Raw genomic sequence first — 16,479 nt, forward strand, 5'->3', positions numbered from 1 at the left:
CAGTGACGGGGACACCCCGCCAGGGTGTCCCCGTCCGATCATTGCGGATCCTGTGCGGATCTCCTACCCGGCGGCGGCCATCAGCCAGACGCAGGCGTTCGGGGCGAGCATGCCCTCCGTGACCGAGCCCGGCGTGCTGGCGGCGATGACGGTGCCTTCCGGCAGGGGAGCGGCGAACTCGCCCATGTTGAGCACCACCATCACCTCGCCGTTCCGGAAGGCGACAACGTCGGACGCCTCGAACTCACGGGACCAGCTGAGGGAGCCGGCGCCGAGGCGCAGGTCCCGGCGGAGCTGCAGGGCCGTTCGGTACAGGGAGAGGGTGGACTCGGGGTCTGCGGACTGCGCGTCGCGCGCGTACTCCGCCCAGCCCTCGGGCTGCGGCAGCCACGGGGCCACGGGCGCCTCGGCGTCACCGAACCCGAACGCCGGCGCCTCGGCCTGCCAGGGGAGGGGGACGCGGCATCCGTCGCGGCCGATCCTCTCGCCGGCCGTGCGGACGAAGGTCGGGTCCTGCCGGGCGTCGTCGGGCATTGCCGTGTGGTCGGGCAGGCCGAGCTCCTCGCCCTGGTAGAGGTAGATCCCACCGGGCAGCGCGAACATGGCGAGCGACGCGGCGCGGGCGCGGGCGAGGCCGGTCGCGGTGTCGGGCTGCGCGTCCGAGCTGCCGATGCCGTCGCCGCCCCGCGGCGGGCCGTCCGTCAGCCCGAAGCGGCTGGCGTGCCGCACGACATCATGGTTGCTGAGCACCCAGGTGGTGGGTGCGTCCACGGCGTCGAACGCGGTGAGGGAGGAGGAGATGACGTGCCGGAGTCCGTGGGCGTTCCACGGGTGGTGGAGGTAGGCGAAGTTGAACGCCTGGTGCATCTGGTCGGGGCGGACCCAGTTCGTGAGCCGCGGCAGGGGGTCGATCGAGGCTTCCGCGCACAGGATGCGCTCGCCGTCGTACTCGGCGAGGATGGCCCGCCACTGCCGGTAGATGTCGTGGATCTCCTCCTGGCCGAACATGGGCGCCTCCCAGCCGGGGAAGCCCTCGGAGGATCCGCCGTCGGCGCGTCCGCCCCAGTCCGGCAGCCCTTCGGCCTTGATGAGGGCGTGGGCCACGTCGACGCGGAAGCCGCCGACGCCGCGGTCGAGCCAGAAGCGCAGGACCCGCTCGAACTCGGCCCGCACCGCCGGGTTGTCCCAGTTGAAGTCGGGCTGCGAGGAGTCGAACAGGTGGAGGTACCACTGGCCCGGCGTGCCGTCGGCGTCGATGACGCGGGTCCAGGCCGGCCCGCCGAAGTGCGACTGCCAGTTGTTGGGCGGCTCGCTGCCGTCCGTACCGCGGCCGTCACGGAAGATGAACATCGCCCGTTCCGCGGAGCCCGCGGGAGCCGCGAGGGCGGCCTGGAAGAGCACGTGCTCGCTGGAGCAGTGGTTGGGGACGAGGTCGACGATCACTCGGATGCCCAGGCGGTCGGCGCGGGCCACGAGGGCGTCGAAGTCGGCGAGCGTGCCGAACAGGGGGTCGACGTCGCAGTAGTCCGCGACGTCGTAGCCGCCGTCGCGCTGGGGGGAGGTGAAGAACGGCGAGAGCCAGAGGGCGTCGATGCTGAGCTCGGCGAGGTGCTCGAGTTCGGCCGTGATGCCCGGGAGGTCGCCCATGCCGTCGCCGTTCGAGTCGCGGAAGGACCGCGGGTACACCTGGTAGATGACGGACGAGCGCCACCACTGGTCGCCCTCGGACGGGGCATGGAGGGGTGCGTGGAAGGCATCGGGGGAGGACAGGTCCTCACCGTGCAGGAGCGGGGCGATCTCAGACATGCGAATCATCCTAGACCGCGGGGGGCCGGAATATGGAAGCGCTTTCAACGAGAATGCTCTTGCATCTGCGACTTTCCTTCGGTTTCGGCGCGTCGGAGGACCTTCTTTGAAGAAATCCGATGCAAGCGTTTACAGTTGTGACTCGGGTCACCGTCGCCTCCGAGTAGGAGCGGCTGCGACACCTCCATCTCCCGGCCCGCGAAGCCCCGTGCTTCATCGGGAGATCGACAGAAGCCGTTCATGAAAGGAACACCAATGAAGGTGCGATCCCCCCAGCCGACCCGTCGGCACGCTCTGATCACCGGCGTCATGTCGGTGGCCGTCCTGGCCCTCACGGCCTGCGGCGGAGGGGCCGCCGAGTCCTCCTCGGCCGGCTCCAGCTCCGCCGCCCCGAATCTCGCCGAGGGCGGCGCCACCACCCTCACCATGTGGGTCGACGCCGAGCGCGCCCCCGCCCTCGAGGAGATCACCAAGTCCTTCAAGGAGGACACCGGCATCGAGGTCAAGCTCGCGGTCAAGGACTTCGCCGCCGTCCGCGACGACTTCATCACCCAGGTGCCCACCGGCAAGGGACCCGACCTGATCGTGGGCCCCCACGACTGGCTGGGCACGTTCGTGCAGAACGGCGTCGTCGCCCCCGTGGAGCTCGGCGACAAGGCGTCCGAGTTCCAGGAGTCCGCCGTGCAGGCCATGACCTACGACGGCAACGTCTACGGCGTGCCCTACGCGCTGGAGAACATCGCGCTGCTGCGCAACACGGACCTCGTCCCCGAGGCCGCCGCCACGTTCGACGAGGTCATCGCCAACGGCGAGGCCGCCGTCGCCGAGGGGAAGGCGACCTACCCGTTCCTGGTGGGCATGGACCCCAAGCAGGGCGACCCCTACCACCTGTACCCGCTGCAGACCTCGATGGGCGTGCCGGTGTTCGGGCAGAACGAGGACGGCAGCTACAACCCCGACGAGCTGCTGCTCGGCGAGCCCAACGGCGTCGAATTCGCCAAGAAGCTCGTGGAGTGGGGTGACACCGGATCCAAGATCATCAACTCGAACATCACGGGTGACATCGCCAAGGAGAAGTTCAACGCCGGGGAGTCGCCCTACTTCCTCACCGGCCCCTGGAACGTCCCCGACGCGCAGGCCGCAGGCCTGAACCTCGCCGTCGACACGCTCCCCACGGTCGGCGACCAGGACGCCCAGCCCTTCATCGGCGTCAACGGCTTCTTCATCTCGTCGAAGAGCGCCAATGCGCTCGCGGCGAACGAGTTCGCCGTCAACTACCTGAGCACCGAAGCCGCCCAGGACGCGATGTACGACGTCGGAGGCCGCCCGCCCGCCCTCAAGGCCAGTTTCGACAAGGCGGCGTCCGATCCCATCGTCGCCGCGTTCGGTGAGATCGGCGCCAACGGCGTCCCGATGCCCGCACTGCCCGAGATGCAGGCCGTCTGGGCCGACTGGGGAGGAACCGAGCTCGCGCTGATCAAGGGCAGCGCGGATCCCGCCGCGGCCTGGACCACCATGGTGAGCAACATCGAGGCGAAGATCGCCGAACAGTAGGACCCGCAGTAGCGCAGTACCCCGGCGCCCGTCGCCCCGGCGACGGGCGCCACCTTTCTCATCGCCACCGCTTCGAGGTGGCGGCACCACAGCAGCGGCCTTCCGCGCCGATCACCGAAAGCTCCCGCCATGCTCACAACGGCCCCTCCCGGCCCGGCCGCCACGCGTCCGACGAAGCCAGCCGTCCGCTCCGATTCGACCCTCGGCCTGCTCGCGAAGATCGTGCTGCTCGGCCTCGTGGACGCCTTCGCCGTCTACGTCCTCATCACGCTCTTCCTGCAGGAGAAGTGGGTGATCCTCCTCGTCGGGGCAGCCGTGACGGTCCTCATCAACTGGATCTACCTGCGCAGGGGCGGCCTGCCGGCGAAGTACCTCGCCCCCGGGATCTTCTTCCTGGTGGTCTTCCAGGTGTTCGTCATGATCTACAGCGGCTACGTGGCCTTCACCAACTACGGTGACGGCCACAACAGCACCAAGGCCGACGCTGTGAACGCCATCCAGCTCTCCGCGCAGCAGCGGGTCCCGGATTCCCCCGCCTACCGCGTCTCGGTCCTCGAGGCCGACGGCGTATTCCACCTCCTCGCCACCGACCCCGACGGCGGGGTGTCGGTGGGCACCACCGGCGTGCCGCTCGAGGAGGCCGACGACGCCGTCACCGACGGCACCGGCAAGGGCATGGAACTCGAGGGCTACCGCACGCTGCAGTTCGGGGAGGTCCTCGCGAACCAGGCGGACATCCTCGCGATCACCGTCCCGTTCTCCGACGACCCGGAGGACGGCAGCCTCAAGACCAGCGACGGCTCGAACGCCTACGTCTACCGCCCGGCGCTGAGCTACGACGAGACCACGAGCACCTTCACCGACCTCGAGACCGGGACCACCTACTCCGACACCGGCGAGGGCTCCTTCCGGTCCGCGGACGGCGAGCAGCTGAGCACCGGCTGGAAGATCAACGTGGGCTTCGACAACTTCGTGAAGGCGTTCACCGACCCGAACATCCGCGGCCCGCTGCTGCAGGTGGTCCTGTGGACCTTCACCTTCGCGATCGTGTCCGTCCTGTCCACGTTCGCGCTCGGCCTGTTCCTCGCGAACGCCTTCAACCTGCCGGACCTCCGCGGCAAGCGGATCTACCGCATCCTGATGATCCTGCCCTACGCCTTCCCGGCCTTCCTCGCCGGCCTCGTGTGGTCGGGCCTGCTGAACCCCGAGTTCGGCTTCGTCAACAACACCTTCTTCGGCGGCGCGGACATCCCGTGGCTGACGGACCCGCTGCTCGCGAAGATCAGCGTCCTGGTCGTGAACCTCTGGCTCGGCTTCCCGTACATGTTCCTGGTGTGCACGGGGGCCCTGCAGTCCCTGCCCGAGGAGGTCACCGAAGCCGCCCGCATGGACGGTGCGACCGCGTGGCGCACCTTCACCGCCATCAAGCTGCCTCTCCTGCTGGTGTCGGTCGCGCCGCTGCTGATCGCGAGCTTCGCCTTCAACTTCAACAACTTCAACGTCATCTACATGCTGACCGACGGCGGCCCCCGCTTCTCGGGCACGACGGCGAACATCGGCCACACCGACATCCTGATCACCATGGTCTACGAGATCGCGTTCGGCACCGGGGTGGGCCGCGACTACGGCCTGGCCAGCGCACTGTCCATCATCATCTTTCTCATCGTCGCCGTGATCTCCGCCCTCAGCTTCCGGCAGACCAAGGCCCTGGAGGACATCAACTGATGACCACGTTCACCGATCCCCAGGCAGCCGCCCCCGCCGAGACGCGGGCGGGCGGGTCCGGCCGTGTGCCGGAGCAGCGCAGGCGCACGTTCGGCCAGTGGTTCAGGCACAAGGGCTGGCGCCACGTCGTCGGCGTCGTGACCACGCTCTTCGCCGTGTTCCCGCTGCTCTACGTGCTCTCCGCCGCGCTGAACTCCAACGGCACCATGGCCGGCTCCAACGTCCTGTTCAGCAGGTTCGACACCGGCAACTTCGAGGCGCTGTTCAGCAACCCGAGCAGGCCCTTCGGGCGGTGGTTCATGAACACCATGATCATCGGCGTGGTGACCTCGGCGGCCACCGTGTTCCTCGGCGCCCTCGCCGCCTACGCGTTCAGCCGCATGCGCTTCAAGGGTCGCCGCGTGAGCCTGCTCTCGCTGCTGATCCTGCAGATGTTCCCGCAGCTGCTCGCCGTCGTCGCCATCTTCCTGCTCCTCAACGCCATCACCGACGTCGTCCCGTGGCTGGGCCTCGGCAGCCAGCTCGGCCTGATCATGGTCTACCTGGGTGGCGCCCTGGGCGTGAACACGTACCTCATGTACGGGTTCTTCAACACCGTCCCGAAGTCCCTGGACGAGGCCGCGCGCATCGACGGCGCCAGCCACGTGCAGGTGTTCTTCACGATCATCCTGCCGCTCGTCACGCCCATCCTCGCGGTGGTGGGGCTCCTCGCGTTCATCGGACTGAGCAGCGAATTCGTGATCGCCAGCGTGGTGCTGACCGATCCCGAGTCGCAAACCCTCGCCGTCGGCCTGTACTCCTACGTGGCGCAGCAGCGGTCGGAGAACTGGGGCGTCTTCGCGGCGGGCGCGGTGCTCGCGGCCGTGCCGGTCATGGCCCTGTTCCTCTTCCTGCAGAAGTACATCACCACCGGCCTCGTCTCCGGCTCCGTCAAGGGCTGAGCCGTGCAGGACCCGTTCCTCGCACCCCACCACGACGGCTCGCCCCTGTACGTGCCCGAGCAGTCGCCGGGTGTGGGCGACACCCTGGCGGTGCGCGTGCGGGTCCCCGCCCGGTGGGGCACACCCTCGCGGGTGTTCGTCCGGTCCCTCCGCGACGGCGAAGGGCACTACGACGAGGCGCGACTCCTTCCCGCTGACGGGGACGACGGCGGCTGGGCGTGCTGGGAGGCGCGCGTCACCGCCGTCAATCCCACGCTCCGCTACCGGTTCCTGTTCGAACTGCCGGGCGCCCACGGGCCCCTGCTCCGGTGGCTCAACGCCACCGGGGTGTCCGGCCGGGACACTCCCGACCGCGACGACTTCCGGATCGACTGCCGCCCCGCGCCTGCGCCGTGGGCCCGCGCCGCCGTCATCTACCAGGTCTTCCCCGACCGGTTCGCGAGGTCCTCCGCCGCGGCGCCCCTGGACGCCCTCCCGGACTGGGCCGTCGGCTGCCCCTGGGACGAGCCGGTGCAGCCGCGCGGCGCGCTGACACCCCGGCAGGTGTACGGGGGAGACCTCGACGGCATCACCGAGCGCCTCGACCACCTCCAGGCGCTGGGCGCGACGGTCCTGTACCTGACGCCCTTCTTCCCCGCGCGGTCCAACCACCGGTACGACGCCTCGACGTTCGACGAGGTGGACCCGCTCCTCGGCGGGAACGCCGCCCTCGTCCGGCTGGTCGAGGCCGCCCACGCCCGCGGCCTCGCCGTCCTCGGGGACCTCACCGTCAATCACACCGGCGACGCCCACGACTGGTTCCGGAAGGCCTCGGCCGATCCGACCTGCGAGGAGGCCGGCTTCTACTACTTCAGCGAGGACGGCACGGAGTACGCCAGCTGGTTCGGCGTCCCCAGCCTGCCCAAACTCGACTGGTCCTCGCCGGAACTGCGTCGGCGGTTCGTCGAGGGCCCGGAGTCGGTGGTGGCCCGGTGGCTGCTCCCGCCCTTCAACCTCGACGGCTGGCGCATCGACGTCGCCAACATGACCGGGCGGCACGGGCCCGTGGACCTCAACCGGGAGGTGGCCGCGCTCATCCGCGGCACCATGGACGCCGTCCGGCCCGGACTGATGCTCCTCGCCGAATCCACGGGTGACGCCACCGACGACCTCTCCGGGCGGACCTGGGACGGCGGCATGACCTACTCGAACTTCACGCGGCCGCTCTGGCAGTGGCTGGCCCGCGGGGGCCGGGCGACGGCGGGCATCAACTTCTTCGGCACGCCCGCGCGCGGCGTCCCCCGGATCGACGGCGGTGACCTCGTCGCCACGCACACCGCGCTGTCCTCCGGATTCTCCTGGCGGGTCCGCTCGCAGAACATGACGGCGCTGAACACCCACGACACCGCACGCGCCGCCACGGTGATGATCGACGGCGGCCCCGCCGTCGGGCTGGCCCTCGCCTTCCTGCTGCCGGGTCTGCCCACGCTCTTCGCCGGCGACGAGTTCGGTCTACGGGGCACCAACGGCGAGGACGCCCGGACACCCATGCCGTGGGACGGTCCCGATCGCCGGCCCGCCGACGAGCGCGCCCTGATCGCGGACCTGGCGGCGCTCCGGCGCGCCTCTCCGGCGCTGCGGGACGGCGCGGTGCGCTGGCTGGCCGCGACGCCCGACGCCGTCGTGTTCGTGCGTGAACACGAGGTGGAATGCCTCGTGGTCGCGGCGGCACGGGCGGAGCACGACGGCGTCCGGGTGCCGCTCGACCTGCTGCCCGGCCCGTGGGCCCCGGCCCGGCCCGTCGGTCCCGGCCCGCACGGGGTATCGGTTGAGGAGACGGCGGACGCGCTCGTGGTCTCCGGCCGCGGACCGGGAGTCCAGGTGTGGCGCCTCCCGGGCGTCCCTACCCCCGGACGCTAGGGACGGCAGGCCCTTCGACGGGTGGAATTTGTCAGGGGAGGCGGGCAGACTGGATGGATGAACCACATCTCGGGACACCATCATGCTTGAGGAGCTCGTCGAAGCCTTCGCCATCGGTCTCGGGGTGCTCCTCGCCCTCGGCGCCGGTACCGGCGTCGCCGGCTGGGTGGTGGTGCGGAAGGTCAGGAGCTCCCGCATCATCGAGCGGACCAGGGATCGCGGCATGCTGGCCGCCCGCGCCTACTCCCCGGACGCGCTGACCCGGGAACCCGCACGGCTGATCGGCAACCTCGCGCGATCCTCGCGTGCCACGCACCTGGCCCTGTCGGAGGCGAAGGCCCAGGGCCGTCCGGTCGGCGACCTGCCGCGGGCCGCCGCGGAGATCGACCAGGCGGCCGCTTCCCTGGAGAACCTGCTGCGGGCCGCGGACCGGGAACCGAACCGGGCGCTGAAGCAGGAATGGACCAGGGATCTCTCCGCCCAGGCGCAGGCCCTCGACGAACTCTCCGCCGACCTGCGCCGGAGCCTCCTGCAGACCTCACGCTCCATCGACACGCTCCAGCTCGAGCGTGCCACCACGCGCCTGCGCACCGAGATCTCGGCCATGGGGGCCTGGCGGGACACGTACGGGAACCGGCAGACGTGGTGAGAGGTTTGATCAGGTAGCCACACCACAACCAGCCGGGGGTCCGAGCAATGTCGATCAAACGCCGCATCACGCGCATCGTGCAGGCCAACCGGAACGCGGCGGTCGAAGCGAAGCAGGACCCCCGGGTCCAGGCGCAGAACGCCCAGGTGTCCCAGCACTCGCTGCTGGATCAGGCGCGCCGCGGGGCGGCCGACGTCGCCGCACACCACCACCGCGTGGGTCTCGCCGCCAATGACGCCGCCGCCTACCTCAACCGGGTCGAAGCGGCCGCCGCGGCCGCCGTCCAGCGCGGGGACGACGACGCCGCCCGGGCCGCGATCCGGGAGTCGATGACGGCACGCCGACGCCTCGACACGCTCACCCGGCAGCTCCGCGAGGCGGAGGAGCAGTCCCGCCGTCTGCAGCAGGACGTCCGTCGGCTCGAACAGCGCGTGCAGCAGAACGCCATGGAGTACGACGCGATGCTGGCCCGGCGTGCCGCAGCGCAGGCCGCCATCGGCGTGCACGACGCCCTCGCCTCCTCCTCGCGGGAGGGGGCGGCGATCGACGCCGCGCGCCGCAACGCCGAGCTCGAGGTGCGGCGCTTCGAAGCCCAGGCGCGAGCGCGCGAGGAGCTCTCCTGGACCGACCCGTCCTCCCCGCGCCTGCAGCAGGCCTTCGAGGAACTCGAGGCGGAGGCGGCGACGCAGCAGGAGCTCGAGGACCTCAAGCGGAGGAACGACCGAGGCTATCCTCCAGTGCAGCGCTGAGCGCCCGCAGGAGGGCGTCGTTGATGTCGTCCTCGTTCCGGAGCCGGATGCGCCAGGCGAACGGGTCGTCGCCGCGGACCGGTTCGAGTCCGGGGAGGTCCGGCACCGCCAGCCGGAAGGACAGATCGACGGCGGTACGGGTGGTCGGGGCGAGCTGCGCGAACTTCCGCCGCGACGACTGCAGCGAGACGTAGGTCTTCCGCATCTGGATGATCGTCCCGGGTGTCGCCGCGGCCCACAGCAGGATCCGGTCGGCGACGGGCTTGAGGGCCGGCCGGTCCGCGTACTGGGCGTCGTAGAGCTCGTCGGCGGACCGGAGGAACATCTCGGGGAGCCCGAAGACCTCCCAGTCGACGCTCATCAGGCTGTACCCCGTGACCCCCTGCTCCCTGAGCCAGCGGGCCAGGTCCTCGTGCGTCGTGATGCCCGCGGCGCGGGCGTCGCCGGCCCAGTCCGACGGCGTCCGCCCGGTGGTACGGAGGAGGCGTGCCGCGTTCGCGTCCACCATCGACTGCCAGCTCTGCATCTCGGCCATGCCCACACTGTAGCGGCAGCGGTGGCGCACGATCCTCGGGTCCGCACGGCCGGTCCGCGTGCCGGAAAGGCGCCGACGGGCGTTGCTACACTCGGCGCATGACTGAGCTGAGCGGTGCCCATGTCCTCGTCGTCGGCGCCACCGGCGTCCTCGGGGCCGAGCTGTCCCGCCAGCTCGCGGCACAGGGGGCCCGGCTCACGCTCTCCGGGCGGTCCGAGGACAAACTGGGGGGACTCGCGGAGGAACTCGGGGAGGCCGTCGTCGGTCGCGTCGCCGCTGATCTGGGCAGGCCCACGGGCCCGGCGGACATCGCCGCCGCGGTGTACGGCCGGGAACTGGACGGACTCGTGTTCGCGTCCGGCGTGGTGGCCTTCGGGCCCGCCACCGAGGTCGACGACGACACCCTCGACGAGCTCGTGCTCGTGAACCTGCTCGGCTACATGCGGCTCGTCCGTGCGGTCGCCCCCTCGCTCGGGAAGGACTCGTTCATCGCGCAGATCAGTGCCGTCGTCGCCGAGAGCCCGACGGCGGGTATGGCCGCGTACTCGGCCACGAAGGCGGGGCTGAGCGCATACGGGAAGGCACTGACGCTGGAGCTGCGCCGGCAGGGCGTCCGGGTCCTCGACGCGCGTCCGCCGCACACGGAGACCGGGTTGGCGACGCGGCCTATCGCAGGGGAGGCCCCCAGGCTGCCGCAGGGCAAGGATCCGGTGGCCGTCGCCGGACGCATCGTCAGCGCCATCCGCGACGGTGAACGGGACCTGGCCTCGTCCGCGTTCTGAGGCCGTCAGCCCGGGGAGCGGCCCCGTCCTACCGCACCCGTGCGACGCGGGCCGGCATCGGGACGGCGGCGACGGCACTGACCGCGCACGCGAGAGCCGCCGCCGGGAAGGCGACAGCGGCGCTGCCCGCCTGGAGCAGGAGCCCCGTGAGCGATGCCCCGACCGCCTGCCCGAGCACGAGGGCGATGAACAGGAGTGACGTCCCGGCCGCGCTGTCGGCCGCCGTGGCGGCGGCCCACAGGATGAGCACGGACGTCGCTGCCGTGTAGGCGAGGCCGAAGCAGAAGACGGCGATATAGGCCAGGAGGAGGGAACCGGGCGCTGTCCCCACGAGCGTGGTCGCCGCCGCCGTGACGATGGTCGACAGCGACCACGTCACGGGGATGGAATGCCCCGCGAGCCAGCGGGACACCGCGGCGGCTCCGGCGCCACCCAGCCCCAGGGCTATCCAGGCGCCGGCGGACAGGCCGACGCCCATACCGCCCGCCTGCTCGAGCGTCGCCCTGCCGTAGACCCACACGGCGGCGGACCCGCTCCCGAAGACGAGGGCGCCGCCGAGCGGCCTGGCCAGTCCGTGCAAACCCGACCGCGCGACGAGCGAGGGCGCGGCCCGCTGCCCGGCAGGGAGGCCGGGCGTGCCGGTCCCCCTGTCCAGCCGCAGGACAGCGACCATGGACGCCACGGCGAGGACCGCCACCAGCACCCAGGCCAGGCGCCATGCCTCGCCGAGCACGAGGGACAGGGCCCCCGCGAGGACCACGCCGAACCCCGTCCCCGAATTGACCACCGACTGGAGCCGCCCCTGGGCCGAGGAGTCGGCGTTGCGGCCGACCAGCTCCACCATGGCGGGGGAGGCAAACCCCGCTCCCATCCCGGCAAGCAGGACTCCTCCCGCGAACACCGGGGTGCTGGGGGCGGCGGCGATACCCAGGCTGCCGAGGGTCGCGGAGAGCCCGGCGAGCACGGCCACCGCGCGGGGACGGAGGGAGGCGTGGCGGAAGCCGATGCCGGCGGACACGCAGTAGAGGATCGAGGCACCGGACGCCAGCAGTCCGCTCACCGCGGGCGTCAGGGGGAACGCCGCGGAGAACGCCGGCAGGAACAGTCCGTAGCCGAGGCGGGCCAGGCCGTAGGTGACAGCGATGAGCGCGACGCCGGACGTCGCGAACAACAGGGAGTGGGGCCGGGCAGATGACTGTAACGATCGTTTCATTGAAACGAACGTTATACCCTTGTCCCATGGCACTACAACCAACGGCACGGGACAGGCTGCTCGACGCGGCGGAGGACCTCACAGCGACGCAGGGGGTGAGCGTCACCCCCGTCGACGCGATCCTCCAGCGCGCCCGGGTCTCGCCGGCCACGCTCTACGCGCACTTCGGCAACAAGGAAGGCCTGATCACGCAGGCCCTGCGCCGTCGGCTGACCCGGTGGGACACCACCTGGCAGGAATGCGTCGACGAGGCGCTCACCCCCGAGGAGAAGCTGCTCGCCGTCTTCACCGCACTCTCCCGGCACCGGCATGCCCTCACGCCCTCGCGGTGGTGCGTGTTCCTCGGCGTCGCCGCGGAGACCCCGCACCCCGGGCGGGACCTCGAGGACGCGCTCGCCGCCGACACCCGGCTGCTCCTGGGCCGGCTGGAGGACCTGGCGGTCCCCCTCCTGGGCGCGCAGCAGGCGCCGCTGCTGGCGGGTCGGCTCGTCCTGATCTACACCGGCGTCCTCGGGATGATCCTGCGCGGAACGGACGTGGACACCGCCACCGCCGAGGGCCGGCACATCGCCGTCACTACCCTGCGCGCTTTCACCGGACCGACGTCCCCGGGGCGCTGAGCGCCGGCACGGGTCGGTGCCGCTCGGCGCGCGGTCAGGCGAAGTCCCGGACCTTCTTCCAGCCGGGATCGAAGGTGTGCCGCGCGGTGACGTCGCGCCGTTCGCGGGCCGCGGCGTCGAGGACGTCCCTGCCGTTCTGGTCCTCCGAGTCGGAGTAGAAGTGGAGGGTCCGGACGCCCCTGGACGTCTCGGCGGCCACCAGCATCCCCCGGAGCCCGAGCGCCGTCACGAGCGAGTCCTCGAGGCCGTTCAGGGCGTCGAACGCCGCGGGGCGGGGGAGGCCCTGCTCGTCGGCGTCGAACGGGACCCGCAGTGCCGTGTGGAGGTCGAAGCGCGGATGGTCGATCCACCGCAGCGGGCGCAGGACCCGCACGAGGATCGGATGGCCCGCTCCGAGGGTCCCCTGCAGGAGGAGCCAGTCCGGTGCGGGGAGGGTGCGGGCGAGGTCCGCGACCCGGGCCGGCAGGTCCGCTGCAGGGATGCTGTCCACCACGTCACGGGCGATGCAGTCCACGCGGCGGATCCAGCGTTCGACGTCGTCCTCACCGAGCAGCCATTCGAGCAGCAGGACGCACAATCCGTATTCGTCGTCCCATTGCCCGGTGAAGCCGGGGTTGTACACGGAGACGATGAAGCCGTCACCCGCGCGGGTCACCGCGGCATGCACGCGGGTCCGGCGGAGGTCGAAGGTCCGGCCGCGGTAGGTGATGGTGGATTCCAGCATGTCCGGTTTGGCGCTGCGGGCGGGGACGAAGTCCCACCGGGGGCCGGGCGGCGGGGACGCCCGGTACCAGCGTTCGGCCACCGGACGCAGCGACGCGTCGCCACCGCTGGAGACGCACAGCGTGTGCTCGGCGTCGGTGCCGGTGCGGGTCTCCCATTCGAGGCCACGCGCGATCGCCTGCACACGCCGGGTCATGACGTCCACGTAGGCATCGAAGTCGCCGGCCCGCGTGGCATCGGTCAGGAGCTCTTCGCCGTCGTCCGCCCACCAGCGCCAGAAGGCTTCGATCGGGTCCGTCCCGGCCCTGCGGGCGGAACCCCTGCGGCGGCTGAAGATCCCTCTCACTCCTGCGTCCCCGGTGCTCGCGGGCGCTCAGCGGCGGCGGTAGGTGAGGTCGAACACCATGCGCCCGGCCTCGATCGCCTTGTTCTCGAAACTGGTGAGGGTGCGGCCCCCGAAACGGGGGGCCCAGCCGCCGAGCGAGTCCGTCCCCTCGTTGACGCCCGTGTTCCCGGTGCTCACCGGATCACGGCCCTCACGCACGGGCGCACCGCCGACCACCGATTCCACCCCGCTCTGCCAGACCCGGGTGAGCGGACTGTCCGCGCCGCTGCGTTCGCCGTCGTGGAGGTTCTCGAACTGCGGATGCGCGTCGAGGGCGGCGCGCATCTGCACGGCGTAGCTCGACCAGTCGGTGGCGAGGCGGAACAGCCCTCCGGGGGCGATGATGCGGGCGGCGAGCTCGACGTAGTCCTCCTTCACGAGCCGGCGCTTGTGGTGGCGGGCCTTGTGCCAGGGGTCGGGGAAGAAGGTCCAGAGCTCGGCGACGGACGACGCCGGGATCATCCCCTCGAAGGCCTCCGCCGCATTGACCTGAGCGGTCCGCACGTTCGTCAGGTCCTTCTGGCTGATGCGCAGCATGGTCTGGGCCAGCCCGGGGCGGTACACCTCGAGAGCCAGGTAGTCGCGGTCCGGGTCGAGTTCTGCGGCGTGCGCGATGGCTTCGCCCAGTCCGGACCCGACCTCGACGACGAGCGGCGCCGACCGGCCGAAGGCGGCCTCGACGTCGAGCACGAAGCCGGGCGCCACCGAGGTGTCGGCGTTGTGGACGCGCGGGACGTCCAGGAGGAAGGCCTCGGCGAGTTCGTCCCAGGCCTCGCGCCGCCTGCCCTGGAGGCGCGAGCCCCGCCGGACGAAGGACACGGGCTGGGTGCGGTGCGGCTGGTCGGGGGTCTGTACTTGAGGATCCATCACTCCCAAGGCTACCGGCCGCGGGTCGTCGCGGCGCTCGGGCAGGGCCCGCGATGCGGGGTTCCGGCGCTCCGGCTGGTAAACTGGGAGAACTTGCCTGCGCACGGCCGACCATGTCATCCAGACTGGCGTCATCCAGAACAGCGCGCAGCCTGCGTCGATAGAACGCATTCTTTTGTCCCGCATCCAGCTCGCACGATCGTGAGCGCGGTGGACACTGTCTGACTCTTCTTCGGCGAACCCCTGCGCCGACCGGCGCCGGGGAACATGAGAAGAAAGTTCGTGTACTCCACATGACTACTTTTGCCGCCCTCGGTGTGCCCAAGGCGCTGGTCGAGAACCTCGCCGCGCAGGGCATCGCCGAACCCTTCCCCATCCAGGTCAAGTCGCTGCCCGACTCCCTCGCGGGGCGCGACGTCCTCGGCCGCGGCCGCACCGGCTCGGGCAAGACCCTCGCCTTCGCGCTCCCCATGGTCGCGCGCCTCGCCGACCAGGAAGCGGCTTACCGCCGCAAGCCCGGGCGCCCGCTGGCCCTGGTCCTCGCTCCTACACGTGAGCTCGCCACGCAGATCAACGCCACGGTCGAACCCCTAGCCAAGGAACTGGGCCTGAACACCACCGTCATCTACGGTGGAGTCTCCCAGCAGCGCCAGGAGAAGGCCCTGCGCGCCGGCGTCGACATCGTCATCGCCTGTCCCGGGCGCCTCGAGGACCTGATGCGGCAGAAGCTGATCACCCTCGAGTCCGTGGAGATCACCATCCTCGACGAGGCCGACCACATGGCGGACCTCGGCTTCCTGCCCGTCGTGAAGAAGCTGCTCGACACGACCCCGGCCGACGGCCAGCGCCTGCTGTTCTCGGCGACGCTGGACAACGGTGTGGACAAGGTGGTCAACCGCTACATGACCAACCCGGTCACCCACTCGGTCGACGACCCCCAGGCCGCGGTCACCACCATGGAGCACCACGTGCTGCTGATCGGCGACCAGACGCAGAAGAAGCAGCTGATCGTCCAGCTCGCCTCCGGCTCCGGCCGCCGCCTGCTCTTCATGCGCACCAAGCACCACGCGCGGAAGCTCGCCAAGACCCTCACCGACGCCGGCATCCCCGCCGTCGACCTGCACGGCAACCTGTCGCAGAACGCCCGCGACCGCAATCTCGCCGAGTTCTCCTCGGGTGACGTCCGCGTGCTCGTCGCCACCGACGTCGCCGCGCGCGGCGTGCACGTCGACGACGTCGAACTGGTGGTCCACGTGGACCCGCCCACGGAGCACAAGGCCTACCTGCACCGCTCGGGCCGCACGGCCCGCGCCGGCTCGTCGGGCACCGTGGTCACGATCACGTTGCCCGAGCAGAAGTCCGAGGTGCAGAAGCTCATGAAGGCCGCGGGCGTCGACGTCGCGTTCGAGAACGTGAAGGCGACCTCGCCCCTGGTCCAGTCCCTGACCGGGGACCTCGCGGAGAAGATCGACCCCCGCACCCGTGCGGCGCTCCTCGTCTCCCGTGAGGCCGCCCGCGGCCAGGGCACGTCCACCGGCGCGAACGCCGAGCGCAAGCGCGCCCGTCGCGGTGCTCCGGCACCGACCGCGGGTGGTCGGGGGGGCCGCGGCGGCCGGGGACGCGTCTCCGCGGATCCGCAGGCCGCCCAGGGCAACCGCGCCGATCGCCGCAAGGACCAGCCGCAGGCACCCCGCTTCGGTACCGACACCGGTGCCGCGGCGAAGACCGGCGGTACCCGCCGTCGTACCGAGGAGCCCCGCACCGCCTCGGAGACGACGTCGCGCAGCCGCCGTCCGGCGTCGGGCCAGCGCGTCGGCGACGCCGTCCCCCGGACGGCCGCCGGGGCTCCCGCGGCCGGTGGCCAGCGCAGCCATGCGCCGTCGGCCGCACGCTCCGAGGGTGCCCGCCGCTCCGGTGGCTCCCGCAGGGCGAGCGTCCCGGCGTCGAACGACCGCCGCCCGCGCTAGCACCACACGCCGATGAGGCCCCCTACCCGTCCGGGTAGGGGGCCTCACGCGTCCCGGGTGGTGC

The 16,479-nt window shown here is 71.2% G+C and carries 14 protein-coding genes; 9 read left to right on the forward strand and 5 right to left on the reverse strand.

The window, feature by feature from the left end; translation table 11 throughout:
- Positions 1–63: 63 nt before the first annotated feature.
- Positions 64–1,806: an alpha-amylase family glycosyl hydrolase gene (locus CXQ92_RS12275; protein ID WP_104167979.1), complete on the reverse strand. Its 1,743-nt coding sequence runs from the start codon at positions 1,804–1,806 to the stop codon at positions 64–66.
- A gap of 255 nt (positions 1,807–2,061) precedes the next feature.
- Here CXQ92_RS12275 and CXQ92_RS12280 point away from each other — a divergent pair, with 255 nt between their 5' ends.
- The 6 genes from CXQ92_RS12280 (at position 2,062) to CXQ92_RS12305 (ending at position 9,323) form a co-directional block, all read left to right on the forward strand.
- Positions 2,062–3,360, forward strand: a complete 1,299-nt coding sequence (locus tag CXQ92_RS12280) for a maltose ABC transporter substrate-binding protein (RefSeq protein WP_104167980.1) — start codon at positions 2,062–2,064, stop codon at positions 3,358–3,360.
- 129 nt (positions 3,361–3,489) lie between these two features.
- Positions 3,490–5,085, forward strand: a complete 1,596-nt coding sequence (locus CXQ92_RS12285) for an ABC transporter permease subunit (RefSeq protein WP_104167981.1) — start codon at positions 3,490–3,492, stop codon at positions 5,083–5,085.
- Positions 5,085–6,026 carry a sugar ABC transporter permease gene (locus CXQ92_RS12290; RefSeq protein WP_104167982.1) on the forward strand — a complete coding sequence of 314 codons (942 nt, stop codon included), beginning with the start codon at positions 5,085–5,087 and terminating at the stop codon, positions 6,024–6,026. Before CXQ92_RS12285 ends, CXQ92_RS12290 begins: the two co-directional genes overlap by 1 nt.
- Positions 6,027–6,029: 3 nt before the next feature.
- Positions 6,030–7,925, forward strand: a complete 1,896-nt coding sequence (locus CXQ92_RS12295) for a glycoside hydrolase family 13 protein (protein WP_104167983.1) — start codon at positions 6,030–6,032, stop codon at positions 7,923–7,925.
- Positions 7,926–8,007: 82 nt separating this feature from the next.
- A complete protein-coding gene (locus CXQ92_RS12300; RefSeq protein ID WP_104167984.1) occupies positions 8,008–8,574 on the forward strand; it encodes a hypothetical protein in 567 nt (188 codons plus the stop codon).
- Between the two features lie 47 nt (positions 8,575–8,621).
- Complete coding sequence (locus CXQ92_RS12305; RefSeq protein WP_104167985.1) at positions 8,622–9,323, forward strand: PspA/IM30 family protein; 702 nt, start codon at positions 8,622–8,624, stop codon at positions 9,321–9,323.
- On the opposite strand, the gene CXQ92_RS12310 is transcribed toward CXQ92_RS12305, so the two are convergent.
- Positions 9,280–9,858: a DUF5655 domain-containing protein gene (locus tag CXQ92_RS12310; protein WP_104167986.1), complete on the reverse strand. Its 579-nt coding sequence runs from the start codon at positions 9,856–9,858 to the stop codon at positions 9,280–9,282. The genes CXQ92_RS12305 and CXQ92_RS12310 overlap by 44 nt on opposite strands.
- Positions 9,859–9,956: 98 nt before the next feature.
- Between CXQ92_RS12310 and CXQ92_RS12315 the strand changes: the two genes are divergently transcribed.
- Positions 9,957–10,640 carry an SDR family oxidoreductase gene (locus tag CXQ92_RS12315; RefSeq protein WP_104167987.1) on the forward strand — a complete coding sequence of 228 codons (684 nt, stop codon included), beginning with the start codon at positions 9,957–9,959 and terminating at the stop codon, positions 10,638–10,640.
- Between the two features lie 28 nt (positions 10,641–10,668).
- On the opposite strand, the gene CXQ92_RS12320 is transcribed toward CXQ92_RS12315, so the two are convergent.
- On the reverse strand, positions 10,669–11,853 hold the full coding sequence (locus CXQ92_RS12320) for an MFS transporter (protein ID WP_104167988.1): 1,185 nt from the start codon (positions 11,851–11,853) through the stop codon (positions 10,669–10,671).
- Between the two features lie 26 nt (positions 11,854–11,879).
- Here CXQ92_RS12320 and CXQ92_RS12325 point away from each other — a divergent pair, with 26 nt between their 5' ends.
- Positions 11,880–12,473 carry a TetR/AcrR family transcriptional regulator gene (locus CXQ92_RS12325; RefSeq protein ID WP_181033646.1) on the forward strand — a complete coding sequence of 198 codons (594 nt, stop codon included), beginning with the start codon at positions 11,880–11,882 and terminating at the stop codon, positions 12,471–12,473.
- A gap of 34 nt (positions 12,474–12,507) precedes the next feature.
- Here CXQ92_RS12325 and CXQ92_RS12330 read toward each other — a convergent pair whose 3' ends face one another.
- Together CXQ92_RS12330 and trmB are read right to left on the reverse strand one after the other, a co-directional pair.
- Positions 12,508–13,542: a DUF695 domain-containing protein gene (locus CXQ92_RS12330; RefSeq protein ID WP_104167990.1), complete on the reverse strand. Its 1,035-nt coding sequence runs from the start codon at positions 13,540–13,542 to the stop codon at positions 12,508–12,510.
- A 27-nt stretch (positions 13,543–13,569) separates the two neighbouring features.
- Entirely contained in the window at positions 13,570–14,448 is an 879-nt protein-coding gene (gene trmB, locus CXQ92_RS12335; protein WP_104167991.1) for a tRNA (guanosine(46)-N7)-methyltransferase TrmB, read from the reverse strand.
- A gap of 293 nt (positions 14,449–14,741) precedes the next feature.
- Between trmB and CXQ92_RS12340 the strand changes: the two genes are divergently transcribed.
- Complete coding sequence (locus CXQ92_RS12340; protein ID WP_104167992.1) at positions 14,742–16,415, forward strand: DEAD/DEAH box helicase; 1,674 nt, start codon at positions 14,742–14,744, stop codon at positions 16,413–16,415.
- The last annotated feature ends 64 nt before the right edge of the window (positions 16,416–16,479 follow it).

This window comes from Arthrobacter sp. SX1312, assembly GCF_002929295.1.
Taxonomy (GTDB): Bacteria; Actinomycetota; Actinomycetes; order Actinomycetales; family Micrococcaceae; genus Arthrobacter_D.

What these genes read in the sequence shown, in the direction of transcription:
- CXQ92_RS12285 (WP_104167981.1), top strand. Translation starts at nt 3,490, where the DNA reads ATGCTCACAACGGCCCCTCCCGGCCCGGCCGCCACGCGTCCGACGAAG.
- CXQ92_RS12310 (WP_104167986.1), bottom strand. Translation starts at nt 9,858, where the DNA reads ATGGCCGAGATGCAGAGCTGGCAGTCGATGGTGGACGCGAACGCGGCA.
- CXQ92_RS12305 (WP_104167985.1), top strand. Translation starts at nt 8,622, where the DNA reads ATGTCGATCAAACGCCGCATCACGCGCATCGTGCAGGCCAACCGGAAC.
- trmB (WP_104167991.1), bottom strand. Translation starts at nt 14,448, where the DNA reads ATGGATCCTCAAGTACAGACCCCCGACCAGCCGCACCGCACCCAGCCC.
- CXQ92_RS12300 (WP_104167984.1), top strand. Translation starts at nt 8,008, where the DNA reads ATGCTTGAGGAGCTCGTCGAAGCCTTCGCCATCGGTCTCGGGGTGCTC.
- CXQ92_RS12340 (WP_104167992.1), top strand. Translation starts at nt 14,742, where the DNA reads ATGACTACTTTTGCCGCCCTCGGTGTGCCCAAGGCGCTGGTCGAGAAC.
- CXQ92_RS12315 (WP_104167987.1), top strand. Translation starts at nt 9,957, where the DNA reads ATGACTGAGCTGAGCGGTGCCCATGTCCTCGTCGTCGGCGCCACCGGC.
- CXQ92_RS12325 (WP_181033646.1), top strand. Translation starts at nt 11,880, where the DNA reads ATGGCACTACAACCAACGGCACGGGACAGGCTGCTCGACGCGGCGGAG.
- CXQ92_RS12280 (WP_104167980.1), top strand. Translation starts at nt 2,062, where the DNA reads ATGAAGGTGCGATCCCCCCAGCCGACCCGTCGGCACGCTCTGATCACC.
- CXQ92_RS12290 (WP_104167982.1), top strand. Translation starts at nt 5,085, where the DNA reads ATGACCACGTTCACCGATCCCCAGGCAGCCGCCCCCGCCGAGACGCGG.
- CXQ92_RS12320 (WP_104167988.1), bottom strand. Translation starts at nt 11,853, where the DNA reads ATGAAACGATCGTTACAGTCATCTGCCCGGCCCCACTCCCTGTTGTTC.
- CXQ92_RS12275 (WP_104167979.1), bottom strand. Translation starts at nt 1,806, where the DNA reads ATGTCTGAGATCGCCCCGCTCCTGCACGGTGAGGACCTGTCCTCCCCC.